Origin of the sequence: Enterobacter sp. I4 (genome assembly GCF_022669095.1) — a bacterium.
Classification (GTDB): Bacteria; Pseudomonadota; Gammaproteobacteria; order Enterobacterales; family Enterobacteriaceae; genus Enterobacter; species Enterobacter pasteurii.
Map to the genome: position 1 here is coordinate 786,884 of NZ_JALBUO010000001.1, position 15,556 is coordinate 802,439.

The following is a 15,556-nucleotide window of genomic DNA, read 5'->3' on the forward strand; positions in this document are numbered from 1 at the left end:
ATTACTCCTTCTCGATTTCGAGGCGTTGGATCTGCATCCCGTCATCCGCCACGATGCGTAGCCCGGCGCTCTGGCACTGCGGGCAGCGCTGCACCTTCGAAGACAGCAGCGTGACGTACTGTTGGCACTGCTCGCACCAGCACTCCGCCTGCTGCTCGTCGATATGCAGCTCGCAGCCTTCTGCCAGCGTGCCGCGGCACACCAGTTCAAAACAGAAGGTCAGGGCGCTGGTCTCAACGCAGGAAAACGCGCCGACCTTCAGCCAGACGCCGGTCACGCGCTTCGCGTGGTTCAGTACCGCCTGCTGTTCGATAAGTTCCAGTGCCCGCTGGCAGAGGGTGATTTCGTGCATGACGCCTCCTTAATGAATTGCCCGTTCAATGCAATAACGGTGCCAGCTTGATTTCCGTTACGGCGTGACGATGTCAACGCTGTCGAAATGACACGTCGACATGGCGACAGTGGCAGCGCCTTTATATTTAAAACTCATATAAATCAATTAAATAAAAACTGGCACGGAATCTGCTTTACAGCCGCTATCTCCATTAACCGGATACCTTTTATGACTATTTGGGAAATTAGCGAAAAAGCGGATTACATCGCGCAACGTCATCAGCAGCTTCAGGAGCAGTGGCACCTGTACTGCAATTCACTGGTCCAGGGGATCACGCTGTCGAAGGCCCATCTGCACCACGCCATGAGCTGCGCGGCACAGGGAGACATGCGCTTCGTGTTATTCGGCCACTTTACGATTTACGTCACCCTGGCGGACATCTTCAACAGCCACACGATTGAGTACTACGTTGAGACGAAAGAGGGCGACAGACACTGCATCGCCCGGGCGCAGCTGATGGCGGACGGCATGGTGGACGGTCACGTCAGCAACCGCGATCGCCAGCAGGTGCTGGAGCACTATCTGGAGAAGATCGCGCCGGTTTACAACGGCCTCTATCACGCCGTTGAGCATGATTTGCCGATCAACCTGAAACAGCTGATCGACGGAAAATCCGCGGCGAACGTGGCCTGAAAAGCGAGTGTCGAGAAGTGTCGATAAGACAGCTTTTTCGTCAAAAATGACCATCACCAGAGGATGACCCGGTGAACCGTTTTGTAATTGCTGACTCGACGGTCTGTATTGGCTGTCGAACCTGTGAGGCGGCGTGTTCGGAAACGCACCGCCAGCACGGGCTGCAGTCCATGCCGCGCCTGCGCGTCATGCGTAATGAGAAAGAGTCTGCCCCGCAGCTCTGTCACCACTGTGAAGATGCCCCGTGCGCGGGCGTCTGTCCGGTAAACGCTATTACCCGCGTCGATGGCGCGGTGCAGCTGAACGAAAGCCTGTGCGTGAGCTGCAAGCTGTGCGCCATCGCCTGCCCGTTCGGCGCCATTGAATTTTCCGGCAGCCGTCCGCTCCACATTCCGGCGAACGCCAATACCCCGAAAGCGCCGCCTGCGCCACCGGCTCCGGCACGGGTGAGCACGCTGCTCGACTGGGTCCCGGGCGTGCGGGCCGTTGCGGTGAAGTGCGATCTGTGCAGCTTCGATGAGCAGGGTCCGGCCTGCGTGCGGACCTGCCCGACGAAGGCGCTCATTCTGGTCAACATTCGCGATATTGCCCGCACCAGCAGGCGCAAGCGCGAGCTGACCATTAATACCGACGTCGGCGATCTGTCGCTGCTGCGGGCGCTTAACGAGGGGGCGAAATGAACGCGATATTCATGATTAACAGCGCCGTGGCGTACTTCACCGCTGCTGCGGTGCTGGCGTTACTGTTCTCTTTCCATAAAACCCTGAGCGGCTGGATCGCCGGTATCGGCGGGGCGGCGGGCAGCCTGATGACGCTGGCGGCGGGCGCGGTGGTGTTACTCGGCGGTCAGACCGCCGAAGCCGTGATTCCGCTCGTTCGCCATGCCGTTCAGCTTACGCCGCTGAACGCCGTCTGGCTGGTGACCTTTGGCCTGTGCGGGCTGTTTATCAGCCTGTTTAATATTGACTGGCACCGTCATCAGCACGCCAGAGTGAACGGCCTGCTGGTAAACCTGCTGATGGCGGCGGCGGTCTGCACCGTTATCGCCAGCAACCTCGGCGCGCTGGTGGTGATGGCGGAGATCATGGCGCTGTGCGGCGTGTTCCTGACCGGATGCAGCGCCTCCGGCAAGCTGTGGTTTGCGCTCGGCCGCCTCGGCACGCTGCTGCTGGCCGTGGCCTGCTGGCTGGTGTGGCAGCGTTTCGGCACCCTGGATTTTGCCGCGCTTAACGGCCAGCCGCTGGGGAACGACGTCTGGCTGCTCGGCGTGGCGGGCTTCGGCCTGCTCGCCGGGATCATCCCCCTGCACGGCTGGGTGCCGCAGGCGCACGCCAGCGCCTCTGCGCCGGCCGCGGCGCTGTTCTCCACCGTGGTGATGAAGGTCGGCCTGTTCGGCATGCTGACCATCACGCTCACCGGCGGCCTGCCGCCGCTGTGGTGGGGCGTGGTGCTGCTGATTGCCGGTATGATCACCGCGTTCGTCGGCGGGCTGTACGCGCTGATGGAGCACAACATCCAGCGCCTGCTGGCGTACCACACCCTGGAAAACATCGGCATCATCCTGCTGGGGCTGGGCGCGGGTGTCACCGGGCTGGCGCTCGGCCAGCCGGCGCTGATTGCCGCCGGGTTTATCGGCGGTCTGTATCACCTCATCAACCACAGCCTGTTTAAAAGCACCCTGTTCCTCGGGGCGGGCTGCGTCTGGTTCCGCACCGGCCATCGCGATATCGAAAAGCTCGGCGGCATCGGCAAAAAAATGCCCGTCATTTCGCTTGCGATGCTGGTCGGGCTGATGTCGATGGCCGCGCTGCCGCCGCTGAACGGCTTTGCCGGGGAGTGGGTGATTTACCAGTCGTTCTTCGCGCTTGGCCAGAGCGACGCGTTTATCGGCCGCCTGCTGGGGCCGCTGCTGGCGGTTGGCCTGGCGATTACCGGCGCGCTGGCGGTGATGTGCGTGGCGAAGGTCTACGGCGTTACCTTCCTCGGCGCGCCGCGCACGCGGGAAGCGGAAAACGCCTGCTGCGCGCCGGTGCTGATGGCCACCAGCGTGGTGGCGCTGGCGCTGTGCTGCATTGCGGGCGGGGTTGCCGCGCCGTGGCTGCTGCCGCTGCTGGGCCACGCCATTCCGCTGCCGCTGGCGACGGCGCATACCGGCGTCTCCCAGCCAATGATGGCGCTGCTGCTGGTTGCCGCACCGCTGCTGCCGTTTGTCCTGATGCTGTTCTTCAAACGCGACCGTCTCGCCTCCCGCTCGCGCGGCGCGGCGTGGGCCTGCGGCTACGAACACGAGCAGTCGATGGTCATCACCGCTCACGGTTTCGCCATGCCGGTGAAGGAGAACTTTGCAGCCGTTCTGAAGCTGCGCCACTGGCTTAACCCGCAGGGCCGGGTGCCGGGCTGGCAGAATGCCGCCGTACCCGTGCTGTTCCGCCGTCTGGCGCTGATCGAGCTGGCGGTGCTGGTGGTGATTGTGATTTCCCGAGGAGCCTGACATGAGTCTGTTACTGGCATTACTTCAGGCGCTGGTGCTGTTCGCCGCTGCGCCGCTGCTTTCCGGCATCACGCGCGTGGCGCGCGCCCGGATGCACAACCGTCGCGGGCCTGGCGTGCTCCAGGAGTACCGCGATCTCTTCAAGCTGCTCTCCCGCCAGAGCGTGGCGCCGGACGCCGCAGGCTGGGTCTTCCGCCTGACGCCGTTCGTGATGGTCGGCGTGATGCTGACCATCGCCACCGCGCTGCCGGTGGTCACGGTAGGCTCGCCGCTGCCGGCGCTCGGGGATCTGATTACGCTGATTTACCTCTTCGCCATCGCCCGCTTCTTCTTTGCGATTGCGGGCCTGGACACCGGGAGCCCGTTTACGGGCATCGGCGCCAGCCGCGAGGCAATGCTCGGCGTGCTGGTTGAGCCGATCCTGCTATTGGGGCTGTGGGTCGCCGCGCAGGTTGCTGGCTCAACCCACATCAGCTTTATCACCCATACCGTTTACCACTGGCCGGTGGACCGCTCCGTTCCGCTGGTGCTGGCACTGTGCGCCTGCGCGTTCGCCACCTTTATCGAGATGGGCAAGCTGCCGTTCGATCTCGCGGAGGCGGAGCAGGAGCTACAGGAAGGGCCGCTCACCGAGTACAGCGGCTACGGCTTTGCGGTGCTCAAGTGGGGCATCAGCCTCAAGCAGCTGGTGGTATTGCAGATGTTCCTCGGCGTCTTTTTCCCGTGGGGGCAGATGACGCATTTTTCCGCAGGCGGCCTGATCCTGGCCGTGGTGGTTGCCGCACTCAAGCTGCTTATCGGCGTGCTGGTGATTGCCCTGTTTGAAAACAGCATGGCGCGCCTGCGCTTTGTCGCGACCTCGCGCATCACCTGGGCCGGTTTTGGTTTTGCATTTTTAGCGTTCGTCTCCTTGCTGGTGGCGTGATTAAAGAGAGTATTTATGTCTGAAGAAAAGAAAGGTCAGCAGTATCTCGCCGCGCTGCATCAGGCTTTCCCCGGCGTGGTGCTGGAGGAGTCCTGGCAGACCAAAGACCAGGTAACCGTCACCGTGAAGGTGAACTATCTGCCGGAAGTGGTGGAGTTTCTTTACTACCGGCAGGGCGGCTGGCTGTCGGTGCTGTTCGGCAATGACGAGCGCCAGCTGTGCGGCAGCTATGCGGTGTACTACGTGATGTCGATGGAGCAGGGCGAGAAGTGCTGGCTTACCGTGCGCGTTGAGGTTGACCCGAACAAGCCGGAATACCAGTCCGTGACGCCGCGCGTGCCTGCCGCCGTCTGGGGCGAGCGCGAAGTGCGCGACATGTACGGCCTGGTGCCGGTCGGCCTGCCGGACGAGCGCCGCCTGGTGCTGCCGGACGACTGGCCGGACGAGCTCTACCCGCTGCGCAAGGACAGCATGGACTACCGCCAGCGTCCGGCCCCGACCACCGACAGCGAAACCTACGAGTTCATCAACGAGCTGGGCAGCAAGAAGAACAACGTGGTGCCGATCGGCCCGCTGCACGTCACCTCTGACGAACCGGGCCACTTCCGCCTGTTCGTTGACGGCGAGAACATCATCGATGCCGACTACCGCCTGTTCTACGTCCATCGCGGCATGGAAAAGCTGGCGGAAACCCGCATGGGCTACAACGAGGTCACGTTCCTCTCTGACCGCGTGTGCGGCATCTGCGGCTTTGCCCACAGCACCGCCTACACCACCTCGGTGGAAAACGGCATGGGGATCGTGGTGCCGGAACGCGCGCAGATGATCCGCGCCATTCTGCTGGAGGTAGAGCGCCTGCACTCGCACCTGCTGAACCTCGGCCTGGCCTGCCATTTCGTTGGCTTTGACTCCGGGTTTATGCAGTTCTTCCGCGTGCGCGAAGCGTCAATGAAGATGGCGGAGATCCTCACCGGGGCGCGTAAAACCTACGGCCTGAACCTGATCGGCGGGATCCGCCGCGACCTGCTGAAGGATGACATGGTCCAGACCCGCCAGCTTGCCCAGCAGATGCGCCGCGACGTGCAGGAGCTGGTGGATATGCTGCTCAGCACGCCAAACATCGAGCAGCGCACCGTCGGCATCGGCCGTCTTGACCCGGAAATTGCCCGCGACTTCAGCAACGTCGGCCCGATGGTGCGCGCCAGCGGTCACGCCCGCGACACCCGTGCCGATCACCCGTTCGTCGGCTACGGCCTGCTGCCGATGGAAGTGCACAGCGAGCAGGGCTGCGACGTCATCTCCCGCCTGAAGGTGCGTATCAACGAGGTATTCACCGCGCTGAACATGATCGACTTTGGGCTCGATAACCTGCCGGGCGGCCCGCTGATGGTGGAGGGCTTCACCTACATTCCGAACCGCTTTGCGTTGGGCTTTGCCGAAGCGCCGCGCGGGGACGACATCCACTGGAGCATGACCGGCGACAACCAGAAGCTCTACCGCTGGCGCTGCCGCGCGGCCACCTACGCCAACTGGCCAACCCTGCGCTACATGCTGCGCGGCAACACCGTCTCTGACGCGCCGCTGATCATCGGCAGCCTCGACCCGTGCTACTCCTGCACCGACCGCATGACCGTGGTGGACGTGCGCAAGAAGAAAAGCCAGGTGGTGCCGTACAAAGAGCTTGAGCGCTACAGCATCGAGCGTAAGAACTCGCCGCTGAAATAGTTGATGTTGTGCGGTCTGTAACCCCTCACCCCGGCCCTCTCCCCAGAGGGGCGAGGGGGCGAACGGTTCCCTCTCCCTTTCAGGGAGAGGGCTAGGGTGAGGGTGAGAAAACCGCACGAAAGCAGGAGTAAAAATGTTTACCTTTATCAAAAAAGTAATCAAAACCGGCACGCCCACCAGCCGCTATCCGCTGGAGCCGATGCCGGTGGATAAAAACTTTCGCGGCAAGCCGGAGCACAACCCGCAGCAGTGCATCGGCTGCGCGGCCTGCGTCAACGCCTGTCCGTCGAATGCCTTAACGGTGGAAACGGATCTGAAAACCGGCGAGCTGGCCTGGCAGTTTAACCTCGGGCGCTGCATCTTCTGCGGCCGCTGCGAAGAGGTCTGCCCGACGGTCGCCATTCGTCTCTCTCAGGAGTACGAGCTGGCGGTGTGGAAGAAAGAGGACTTTTTACAGCAGTCGCGCTTTGACCTGTGCAGCTGCCGCGTCTGCAACCGCCCGTTCGCCGTTCAAAAGGAGATCGACTACGCCATTGCCCTGCTGCAGCACAACGGCGACGCCCGCGCGGAGCACCATCGTGAAAGCTTTGAAACCTGCCCGGAGTGCAAGCGGCAGAAATGCCTGCTGCCGTCTGACCGCATCGATTTAACCCGCCATATGAGAGAGGCCAGCTGATGGAAAACTTACTCGGCCCGCGCGACGATAACGGCATCCCGGTGCCGATGACGGTGGAGGAGTCCATCGCCAGCATGAAAGCGTCGCTGCTGAAAAAAATCAAACGCTCGGCCTACGTTTACCGCGTGGACTGCGGCGGCTGCAACGGCTGCGAGATCGAGATCTTCGCCACGCTGTCGCCGCTGTTTGACGCCGAACGCTTCGGCATCAAGGTGGTGCCGTCCCCGCGCCATGCGGACATCCTGCTGTTTACCGGCGCCGTTACCCGCGCTATGCGATCGCCCGCGCTGCGCGCCTGGCAGTCCGCGCCGGATCCGAAAATTTGCATCTCCTACGGAGCCTGCGGCAACAGCGGCGGTATCTTCCACGACCTCTACTGCGTCTGGGGCGGTACCGACAAAATCGTGCCGGTGGACGTCTACATTCCGGGCTGCCCGCCGACGCCTGCCGCCACGCTGTACGGCTTTGCGATGGCGCTTGGCCTGCTGGAGCAGAAAATCCATGCCCGCGAACCGGGTGAGCTCGACAACCAGCCTGCGATGCTCCTGCACCCGGACATGGTGCAGCCGCTGCGGGTGAAGGTCGACCGCACGGCGCGGAAGCTGGCGGGCTATCGCTATGGCCGCCAGATTGCCGACGATTATCTGCGCCTGCTGAGCCAGGGCGAGCATCAGGTGGCGCGCTGGCTGGAGGCGGAGAACGATCCGCGCCTCAATGAGATTGTGGCGAACCTGAACAGCGTAGTGGATGAGGCGCGTATCCGATGAGTGAAACGGTGGTGTTCAGCCAGCTGAGCCGTAAATTTATTGATGAGAACGACGCCACGCCGGTTGCGGCGCAGCAGGTGGTCTATTACAGCCTGGCGATTGGGCACCACCTCGGGGTGATCGACTGCCTTGAAACGGCGTTAAGCTGCCCGTGGCCCGAGTACCTGGCGTGGATCGCCACGCTGGAGGAGGGCAGTGCGGCGCGGCGTAAAATGGAGGGCGTGCCGAAATATGGCGAGATCGTTATCGACGCTAACCACATCACGATGCTCGCCAACGCTTTTGACGCGGCGCTGAGCGTGCAAACCCCGGCGCAGCAGGCGTGGAGCAAAATGCTGCTCGGCATGCTGCACGATATTCATCAGGAGAGCGCCATCTACCTGATGGTGAGGAGATTACGTGACTGACGTTTTACTGTGTGTCGGCAACAGCATGATGGGTGACGACGGCGCGGGTCCGCTGCTGGCGGAGATGTGCGCGGCCAGCCCGCAGGGGAGCTGGGTCGTGATCGACGGCGGCAGCGCGCCGGAAAACGACGTGGTTGCCATTCGCGAGCTTCGCCCGGACAGGTTGTTAATCGTCGACGCCACCGATATGGGGCTGAACCCGGGGGAAATCCGCCTGATCGATCCGGACGATATCGCGGAGATGTTCATGATGACCACCCACAACATGCCGCTTAACTATCTGGTGGATCAGATTAAAGAGGATGTTGGCGAGGTGCTGTTTTTGGGCATCCAGCCGGACACCGTCGGGTTTTATTACCCGATGACGCCGCCGGTGAAAGCGGCGGTAGAAGTGGTCTATTCACGGCTTGCGGGATGGGTTGGAAAGGGTGGTTTTGAATCCCTCTCCCTATAGGGGAGAGGGTGTTTTTTGTCCCCTCTCCCCGTGGGAGAGGGTTAGGGTGAGGGCAACAGGCTACGCCAGATCCGCCCCGTTACTCGCAATCACCTTCTTGTACCACCAGAACGATTTCTTGCGCTTTCTGTCCAGCGTGCCGTTACCGGCGTCGTCGCGGTCAACGTAGACAAACCCGTAGCGCTTGCTCATCTCCCCGGTTGAGGCCGAGACCAGGTCAATGCAGCCCCAGGTGGTGTAACCCATCAGCGGCACGCCGTCCTCGATGGCGTCGCCCATCGCGCGGATGTGCTCGCGCAGATAGCTGATGCGGTAGTCATCGTTAATCTCGCCGTTTTCATCAATGACGTCCTTTGCGCCGAGGCCGTTTTCCACCAGGAACAGCGGCTTCTGGTAGCGGTCGTACATCATGTTCATGGTGATGCGCAGGCCGAGCGGGTCAATGCCCCAGCCCCACTCGCTCACCTGAATGTGAGGGTTGCGTAAAGACTTCACGATGTTCGCCGCGCTGGTGTTGCCCGCGTTCATGTCCGCCGACGCGCAGCGCGAGGCGTAATAGCTGAACGAGACAAAGTCGACGGTGTTTTTCAGCAGTTCGTCGTCGCCAGGGTCTTTTACAATCACTACCCCTTTTTCGCGGAACACGCGGGCGGAGTAGGCCGGATAGCTGCCGCGCGCCTGCACGTCGATGAAGAACAGGTTCTCGCGGTCCTTCTCCAGCGCCATCCACACGTCTTCCGGCTTGCAGGAGTAGGGGTAGAAATTCCCGCCCGCCAGCATGCAGCCGACATGGTTTTCCGGGTTCACCTCGTGGGCGATTTTGGTCGCCAGCGCGCTCGCCACCAGCTCGTGGTGCGCGGCCTGGTATTTCACCTGATCCTCGTTTTCACCGTCCTCAAACACCAGCCCCGCGCCGGAGAACGGGCTGTGCAGCATGATGTTGATTTCGTTAAAGGTCAGCCAGTATTTCACCAGCCCGTTAAATTCTTCAAAGCAGGTGCGGGCGTAGCGGGCGAAGAAATCCACCATCTTACGGTTGCGCCACGAGCCGTATTCCGTCACCAGGTGCATCGGCACGTCGAAGTGGCAGAGTGTGACCAGCGGCTCAATGTTGTACTTTTTGCACTCCTCGAACACCGCGCGGTAGAAGGCGATGCCCTCTTTATTCGGCAGCGGCTCGTCCCCGTTCGGATAGAGGCGGCTCCAGGCAATCGAGGTGCGGAACACCGTAAAGCCCATCTCCGCCATCAGGGCGATGTCTTCCTTGTAGCGATGGTAAAAATCAATCGCCTCGTGGCTCGGGTAAAATTCGTCGTCACGCAACGAAAACCGTTTTTCCTTGCCGACCTTTACCGCCAGACGGTGTGCGCCGTGGGGGATCATATCGACCGTTGTCAGCCCTTTACCGCCTTCACGGTAAGCTCCTTCACTCTGGTTGGCGGCAAGCGCGCCGCCCCATAAAAATCCTTGTGGAAAAACAGACATTCTTACCTCGCTTTCAATTTATGCTTCTGCTGCTTTGTTCTGAACCGGTGCGGTTTGCAGGGCGCGCGCTTTTTCGGCTTCGTCTTCTACCGGAATATCCTCAAACCCTAAGAGCAGGGTCAGAACAAACGACAGCACTACTGCCAGCCCCATCACGCCGAACACCCAGACGATGGTCATCGGGTTAGCCGGGTCGAAGAACTGCACGCTGGTGAACAGCCCCGGTGCCGCCATCGAGTGGCTGGCAAGACCGGCCATGCCGGCCACCGCGCCGCAGATAAAGCCGCTGATCAGGCTCGCAATCAGCGGACGCTTCAGGCGTACCGCCACGCCGTAGAGGGCCGGTTCAGAGATCCCCGCCATGATGGCGGAGGCCGCCGCCGCCAGCGCCGTCTGGCGCAGCTCCGGGTTTTTGGTTTTCCACGCCACCGCCAGCGACGAGCCGCCGAGGGACAGGTTAGCGCCGATTTCCGACGGCATCACCATCCCTTCTTTACCCGTTTCGGCAATGGTCTGGATGATGGTTGGCGTAAAGACGCGGTGCATACCGGTCATTACCAGCAGCGGCCAGAGCGCGCCCATAATGGCAACGGAGAGCCAGCCCAGATAGCCGTGAATGGTGTAAACCAGCGCGGAGATGGCGCTGCCAATCCAGATCCCTAGCGGGCCAATCAGCACGATGGCGAGCGGGGCGGCAATCAGCACGATCAGCATCGGCTTCAGGAAGTTTTTGGTTACCGCCGGGGTAATACGATCCACCCAGCGCTCGATATACGACAGGCACCAGGTCATGACCAGCGCCGGGATCACCGTGTAGGTGTACTTCACCGCCGTCACCGGAATCAGCGCGAACTCAACGTGCTCGCCCTGCGCGGCCTTCGCCATCAGCTCGATAAAGCTCGGGTGAACCAGCACGCCCGCGATGGCAATGGCCAGCGACATGTTGGTTTTGAACTTCACCGCCGCGGACGCCGCCACCATCAGCGGCAGGAAGAAGAACGCGCCGTCGCCGATAACGGTCAGGATCGTCAGCGTCGGATCGCCTTTACCCAGCACGCCGGTCATCTCGAGGATCATCGCCAGCAGCTTGACCATCGACCCGCCGATGATCGCCGGGATCAGCGGGGACATGGTGCCGATCAGCGCATCGAGGATCCCGGCGCCAATCCGCCGCAGGGTCAGCTTCTGTGGACCTTCCGGTACGGCTGGCTGCAGGTTAGCCGGCAGCAGGTTGACCACTTCGCGGTACGCCTGGGAGACGGTGTTGCCAATAATCACCTGGCACTGGTTGTCGTTGCGCACCACGCCGAGCACGCCGCTGATGCTTTTCAGGCGCGGGGCGTCGGTGAGGCTTTCGTCCTTCAGAACGAAGCGCAGGCGCGTCATGCAGTGGGTGACGGCGACGATGTTGTCTTTGCCGCCAAGCGCGCTAACCACCTCGTTCGCCAGCGCAGCGTAATTTTTTGCCATCGGATGTGATCCTGTTATCGTTGTGAGAAATGTAGGAAACCGGTTTCACATAATCATCATTAGTTTCTATGAATGAAACAAGATCGCTTTTTGTACATTTTTTTGTTTCGTGATGCAGATCGCAATGGGGTGTCGGAAGCGTGACAACGCCGCTGCGACAATTTTTCCGCGGTGCAGTACACTGCGGCTCATCAGTTTCACATGGAATAACAATATGACCACGATGCTGGAAGTGGCGAAGCGGGCAGGCGTTTCGAAAGCGACGGTCTCCCGGGTGTTGTCGGGTAACGGCTACGTTAGCCAGGAGACCAAAGACCGGGTATTTCAGGCAATCGAAGAGAGCGGCTATCGCCCTAATTTGCTGGCGCGAAACCTGGCGACCAAACGTACCCGGACCCTGGGGCTGGTGGTGACGAACACCCTTTATCACGGCGTCTACTTTAGCGAGCTGCTGTTCCACGCCGCGCGCATGACGGAGGAAAAGGGCCGCCAGCTGATACTGGCCGATGGCAAGCACAGCGCCGAAGAGGAGCGCGAGGCGATCCAGTATCTGCTGGATATGCGCTGTGATGCGGTGATTATCTACCCGCGTTTTCTGAGCGTGGACGAGCTGGACGAGATCGTCGACAAATGCGAGCAGCCGATCGTGGTGCTCAACCGCCGTTTACGTAAAAACAGCAGCCACAGCGTCTGGTCCGATCATAAGGCCTCGTGTCAGGACGCGGTATCAAAGCTGATTGCGCAAGGGCACCGGGAGATTGCGTTTATCACCGGTTCACTGGATTCCCCCACCGGGGTTGAGCGTCTTTCCGGCTATAAGGACGCGCTGGCGCAGCACGGCATTGCCCTGCGTGACGAGCTGATCGCCGAAGGAAAGTGGAATCCGGCCAGCGGCGCGGCGGCGGTCACGGCGTTGCTTACCCGCGGCGAACCGTTTACCGCGCTGGTGGCGAGCAACGACGATATGGCGATTGGCGCTATCAGCCAGCTGCACAAGAGCGGCGTCGCCACGCCGGGCGCGGTGTCCGTCATCGGCTTTGACGACGTGGCCATCGCGCCCTATATCGTGCCGTCCCTCTCCAGCGTGCGTATTCCGGTGACGGAGATGATTCAGGAGACCATCAGCCGCCTGATTTTCATGCTCGACGGCGGTGAGTTTAAATACCAGCAAACCTTCTCCGGCGAGCTTATCCTGCGCGACTCCGTTATTGCCGGCCCGCACCGCTGACGTCGACATCTGTCATCGTCACTAATGACGATGACAGCACGCCTTGCTTTTATTTTGCTTTAAAATCAATGAATTAAAAACTGGCACGCTTTATGAATAACTCCGCGCATAACCGTTATGCCGGAGAAGCAGATGAACCGTTTTATTATGGCCGATGCCAGTAAATGCATTGGTTGCCGCACCTGTGAGGTTGCGTGCGTGGTGTCCCATCAGGCAGAGCAGGACTGCGCCGCTCTGACCCCCGACACGTTCCTGCCGCGTATTCACGTTATTAAGGGCGTGAATATTTCAACCGCCGCCATTTGCCGTCAGTGTGAAGATGCGCCCTGCGCTAACGTCTGTCCGAACGGGGCAATTAAGCGTGAAAAAGGCTTTGTGCACGTGATGCAGGAGCGCTGCATCGGGTGCAAAACCTGCGTGGTGGCGTGTCCGTATGGCGCGATGGAGGTGGTGGTCCGCCCGGTGGTGCGCAACAGCGGTATCGGGCTGAGCGTGCGCGCGGAGAAAGCCGAAGCCAATAAATGTGACCTGTGCTATCACCGCGACGCCGGTCCGGCATGTATGGAAGCCTGCCCGACGCACGCGCTGGTGTGCGTGGATCGCGACAAGCTCGAACAGATGAGTGCCGAAAAACGCCGCCGCGCGGCCTTCGACACTTCGTCATCGCTGCTGTTTTAAGCCGCAATGAGCGTTAACGGCGTTCAGCTTCGGGTGCGCGGCAAAGTGCAGGGCGTGGGGTTTCGCCCCTTCGTCTGGCAGCTGGCGCACCGGCTGAAGCTGGCAGGCGACGTGTGCAACGACGGAGAGGGTGTCCTGGTGCGTCTCGCGGGTAGTGGGGGTGACTTTACCGCGAGGCTGCGCCAGGACTGCCCACCGCTGGCCCGCATCGATTGCATCGACGTGCAGCCGTTCATCTGGGCAGCGGAGCCGGTTTCGTTCGTCATTCGCCACAGCGAAGGCGGGACGATGGACACGCAAATCGTCCCGGATGCCGCTACCTGTCCCGCCTGCCTGGCGGAGATGCGCGACCGCCGCGAGCGCCGCTATCGCTACCCGTTTATCAACTGCACCCACTGCGGCCCGCGTTACACCATCATTAGCGCGATGCCCTATGACCGTCCGGCGACCGCGATGGCGGGCTTTCCGCTGTGCGCGCCGTGTGAAGCGGAGTACCGCAGCCCGGCCGATCGCCGCTTTCACGCCCAGCCGGTGGCCTGCCCGGACTGTGGGCCGCAGCTGGAGTGGCGAGCCGGTGACGCTATTGCCACCCGCGAACCGGCGTTAAGCGCGGCGGTGGAGAGGCTGAAAAACGGCGGCATCGTGGCGGTTAAAGGGCTGGGTGGGTTTCACCTGGCCTGCGACGCGCTTAACCCCAGGGCGATAATGACCTTGCGGGCACGCAAGCAGCGCCCGGCGAAGCCGCTGGCGGTGATGATCCCCGATGCGGATGGCCTGCCGGAGGCGATACGGACGCTGTTACGCTCGGCCGCTGCGCCGATCGTGTTGACGCCAAAAGCCTGCCTTCCCGCGTTTCCGGAGGAGATTGCGCCGGGGCTGGATACGATCGGCGTGATGCTGCCCGCGAACCCGCTTCAGCATTTGCTGATGATGGACTGCGGGCGCCCGCTGGTGATGACCTCCGCTAACCTCAGCGGCCGTCCGCCCGCCATCACCAACCGCCAGGCGCTGGAGGCGCTCGGCGATATTGCCGACGGCGTTCTGCTGCACAACCGCGACATTCTGCAGCGGATGGATGATTCGGTGATGGATCGGGAGGGCGCAGTCCTGCGCCGCGCGCGCGGGTTTGTGCCGGATGCCATCACGCTTCCCGCCGGGTTCAGCGAGAGCCCTGCCATGCTTTGCACCGGTGCGGACATGAAAAATACCTTCTGCCTGGTGCGCGGGGATCGCGCGGTGCTGAGCCAGCATTTTGGCAACCTCAGCGACGACGGCGTCGACGCCCAGTGGCGCACGGCGCTGTCGCTGATGCAAAAAATCTACGCTTTTCAGCCGGAGCGCGTGGTGTGCGATGCGCACCCGGGGTATCGCGCCCGCCGGTGGGCGCAGGAGCAGGCGCTGCCCGTTGAAACCGTGCTGCATCATCACGCCCACGCCGCGGCGTGCATGGCGGAAAATAACTGGCCGCTTGACGGCGGGGACGTTATCGCCCTGACGCTGGACGGGATCGGCATGGGCGAGAGCGGCGCGCTGTGGGGCGGCGAGTGCCTGCGGGTGAACTATCTCGACTGCGAACGGCTCGGCGGCCTGCCCGCCGTCGCGCTGCCGGGCGGCGATCTGGCAGCGAAACAGCCGTGGCGCAATTTACTCGCCCACTGCCTGGCGTTCGTGCCCGACTGGCAGCAGTACCCGGAAACCGGTGCCGTACAGCGTGAGAACTGGCCGCTGCTGGCAACGGCCGTGACGCGCGGTATCAACGCGCCGCTGGCGTCGTCCTGCGGTCGCCTGTTTGACGCGGTCGCCTGCGCGCTGGGCATAAACGCACAGCGCTATGAAGGTGAAGCGGCATGCAGGCTGGAGGCGCTGGCCGCCCGGTGCGCGGGCGTCGACCATCCGGTGACGCTGGAAGCGGATAACCTTGCCGGTTTCTGGCAGCAGTGGCTGGCCTGGCGGGCGGAACCCTGCGAGCGCGCGTGGGCCTTTCACGACGCGCTGGCAAAAGGGCTGAGCAAGCTGGCGGCAACGCATGCCCGCCGTCTCTCCCTCTCAGCGGTGTGCTTCAGCGGGGGCGTCCTGCACAACCGTCTGCTTCGCGCGCGCTTTCGCTATTACCTTTCTGATTTCACGCTTCTGTTTCCTTCGCGCCTGCCCGCAGGTGACGGCGCGATTGCCTTCGGGCAGGCGGTGGTTGCTGCCGCCCGGTCATGTTCACAAAGGACTTAA

Annotated in this window: 15 protein-coding genes; 12 read left to right on the top strand and 3 right to left on the bottom strand. The window is 62.0% G+C overall.

What is annotated here, in order from left to right:
* Position 1 precedes the first annotated feature (1 nt).
* Positions 2-352: a hydrogenase maturation nickel metallochaperone HypA gene (hypA, locus tag MOQ06_RS03705; RefSeq protein WP_193356075.1), complete on the bottom strand. Its 351-nt coding sequence runs from the start codon at positions 350-352 to the stop codon at positions 2-4.
* A gap of 210 nt (positions 353-562) precedes the next feature.
* On the opposite strand from hypA, the gene hycA reads away from it, so the two are divergent.
* The 9 genes from hycA (at position 563) to hycI (ending at position 8,472) form a co-directional block, all read left to right on the top strand.
* Positions 563-1,027, top strand: coding sequence for a formate hydrogenlyase regulator HycA (gene hycA, locus MOQ06_RS03710; protein WP_148421286.1), 465 nt, complete (start codon positions 563-565; stop codon positions 1,025-1,027).
* 71 nt (positions 1,028-1,098) lie between these two features.
* Positions 1,099-1,707, top strand: coding sequence for a 4Fe-4S dicluster domain-containing protein (locus MOQ06_RS03715; RefSeq protein ID WP_242171163.1), 609 nt, complete (start codon positions 1,099-1,101; stop codon positions 1,705-1,707).
* Positions 1,704-3,518: a formate hydrogenlyase subunit 3 gene (gene hycC, locus MOQ06_RS03720; protein ID WP_242171166.1), complete on the top strand. Its 1,815-nt coding sequence runs from the start codon at positions 1,704-1,706 to the stop codon at positions 3,516-3,518. Before MOQ06_RS03715 ends, hycC begins: the two co-directional genes overlap by 4 nt.
* Position 3,519: 1 nt before the next feature.
* Entirely contained in the window at positions 3,520-4,443 is a 924-nt protein-coding gene (locus MOQ06_RS03725; RefSeq protein ID WP_242171169.1) for a respiratory chain complex I subunit 1 family protein, read from the top strand.
* A gap of 15 nt (positions 4,444-4,458) precedes the next feature.
* Positions 4,459-6,168, top strand: a complete 1,710-nt coding sequence (hycE, locus tag MOQ06_RS03730) for a formate hydrogenlyase subunit HycE (protein WP_242171171.1) — start codon at positions 4,459-4,461, stop codon at positions 6,166-6,168.
* Positions 6,169-6,301: 133 nt separating this feature from the next.
* Positions 6,302-6,844 carry a formate hydrogenlyase complex iron-sulfur subunit gene (locus MOQ06_RS03735; RefSeq protein WP_242171173.1) on the top strand — a complete coding sequence of 181 codons (543 nt, stop codon included), beginning with the start codon at positions 6,302-6,304 and terminating at the stop codon, positions 6,842-6,844.
* The gene (locus tag MOQ06_RS03740; RefSeq protein ID WP_148421297.1) at positions 6,844-7,611 is read left to right on the top strand and encodes an NADH-quinone oxidoreductase subunit B family protein; all 768 of its coding nucleotides are present in this window, start codon (positions 6,844-6,846) and stop codon (positions 7,609-7,611) included. Before MOQ06_RS03735 ends, MOQ06_RS03740 begins: the two co-directional genes overlap by 1 nt.
* On the top strand, positions 7,608-8,018 hold the full coding sequence (locus MOQ06_RS03745) for a formate hydrogenlyase maturation HycH family protein (RefSeq protein ID WP_176609631.1): 411 nt from the start codon (positions 7,608-7,610) through the stop codon (positions 8,016-8,018). Before MOQ06_RS03740 ends, MOQ06_RS03745 begins: the two co-directional genes overlap by 4 nt.
* Entirely contained in the window at positions 8,011-8,472 is a 462-nt protein-coding gene (hycI, locus tag MOQ06_RS03750) for a hydrogenase maturation peptidase HycI (RefSeq protein ID WP_242171184.1), read from the top strand. Before MOQ06_RS03745 ends, hycI begins: the two co-directional genes overlap by 8 nt.
* Positions 8,473-8,532: 60 nt before the next feature.
* On the opposite strand, the gene MOQ06_RS03755 is transcribed toward hycI, so the two are convergent.
* Entirely contained in the window at positions 8,533-9,957 is a 1,425-nt protein-coding gene (locus MOQ06_RS03755; RefSeq protein WP_242171186.1) for a 6-phospho-beta-glucosidase, read from the bottom strand.
* A gap of 18 nt (positions 9,958-9,975) precedes the next feature.
* Positions 9,976-11,427: a PTS cellobiose/arbutin/salicin transporter subunit IIBC gene (ascF, locus tag MOQ06_RS03760; protein WP_193356067.1), complete on the bottom strand. Its 1,452-nt coding sequence runs from the start codon at positions 11,425-11,427 to the stop codon at positions 9,976-9,978.
* A 214-nt stretch (positions 11,428-11,641) separates the two neighbouring features.
* Between ascF and MOQ06_RS03765 the strand changes: the two genes are divergently transcribed.
* From MOQ06_RS03765 to hypF, 3 genes are all read left to right on the top strand, one after another.
* Positions 11,642-12,655, top strand: a complete 1,014-nt coding sequence (locus tag MOQ06_RS03765; protein WP_242171201.1) for a LacI family DNA-binding transcriptional regulator — start codon at positions 11,642-11,644, stop codon at positions 12,653-12,655.
* Between the two features lie 132 nt (positions 12,656-12,787).
* Complete coding sequence (hydN, locus tag MOQ06_RS03770) at positions 12,788-13,333, top strand: electron transport protein HydN (protein WP_063869411.1); 546 nt, start codon at positions 12,788-12,790, stop codon at positions 13,331-13,333.
* Positions 13,334-13,339: 6 nt separating this feature from the next.
* Positions 13,340-15,556: a carbamoyltransferase HypF gene (gene hypF, locus MOQ06_RS03775; RefSeq protein ID WP_242171204.1), complete on the top strand. Its 2,217-nt coding sequence runs from the start codon at positions 13,340-13,342 to the stop codon at positions 15,554-15,556.

Excerpts from the sequence above, each read along its gene's own strand:
- hypA (WP_193356075.1), bottom strand. The coding sequence starts at position 352 with ATGCACGAAATCACCCTCTGCCAGCGGGCACTGGAACTTATCGAACAG.
- hycA (WP_148421286.1), top strand. The coding sequence starts at position 563 with ATGACTATTTGGGAAATTAGCGAAAAAGCGGATTACATCGCGCAACGT.
- hycC (WP_242171166.1), top strand. The coding sequence starts at position 1,704 with ATGAACGCGATATTCATGATTAACAGCGCCGTGGCGTACTTCACCGCT.
- MOQ06_RS03725 (WP_242171169.1), top strand. The coding sequence starts at position 3,520 with ATGAGTCTGTTACTGGCATTACTTCAGGCGCTGGTGCTGTTCGCCGCT.
- hycE (WP_242171171.1), top strand. The coding sequence starts at position 4,459 with ATGTCTGAAGAAAAGAAAGGTCAGCAGTATCTCGCCGCGCTGCATCAG.
- MOQ06_RS03735 (WP_242171173.1), top strand. The coding sequence starts at position 6,302 with ATGTTTACCTTTATCAAAAAAGTAATCAAAACCGGCACGCCCACCAGC.
- MOQ06_RS03740 (WP_148421297.1), top strand. The coding sequence starts at position 6,844 with ATGGAAAACTTACTCGGCCCGCGCGACGATAACGGCATCCCGGTGCCG.
- MOQ06_RS03745 (WP_176609631.1), top strand. The coding sequence starts at position 7,608 with ATGAGTGAAACGGTGGTGTTCAGCCAGCTGAGCCGTAAATTTATTGAT.
- MOQ06_RS03755 (WP_242171186.1), bottom strand. The coding sequence starts at position 9,957 with ATGTCTGTTTTTCCACAAGGATTTTTATGGGGCGGCGCGCTTGCCGCC.
- ascF (WP_193356067.1), bottom strand. The coding sequence starts at position 11,427 with ATGGCAAAAAATTACGCTGCGCTGGCGAACGAGGTGGTTAGCGCGCTT.
- MOQ06_RS03765 (WP_242171201.1), top strand. The coding sequence starts at position 11,642 with ATGACCACGATGCTGGAAGTGGCGAAGCGGGCAGGCGTTTCGAAAGCG.
- hydN (WP_063869411.1), top strand. The coding sequence starts at position 12,788 with ATGAACCGTTTTATTATGGCCGATGCCAGTAAATGCATTGGTTGCCGC.
- hypF (WP_242171204.1), top strand. The coding sequence starts at position 13,340 with ATGAGCGTTAACGGCGTTCAGCTTCGGGTGCGCGGCAAAGTGCAGGGC.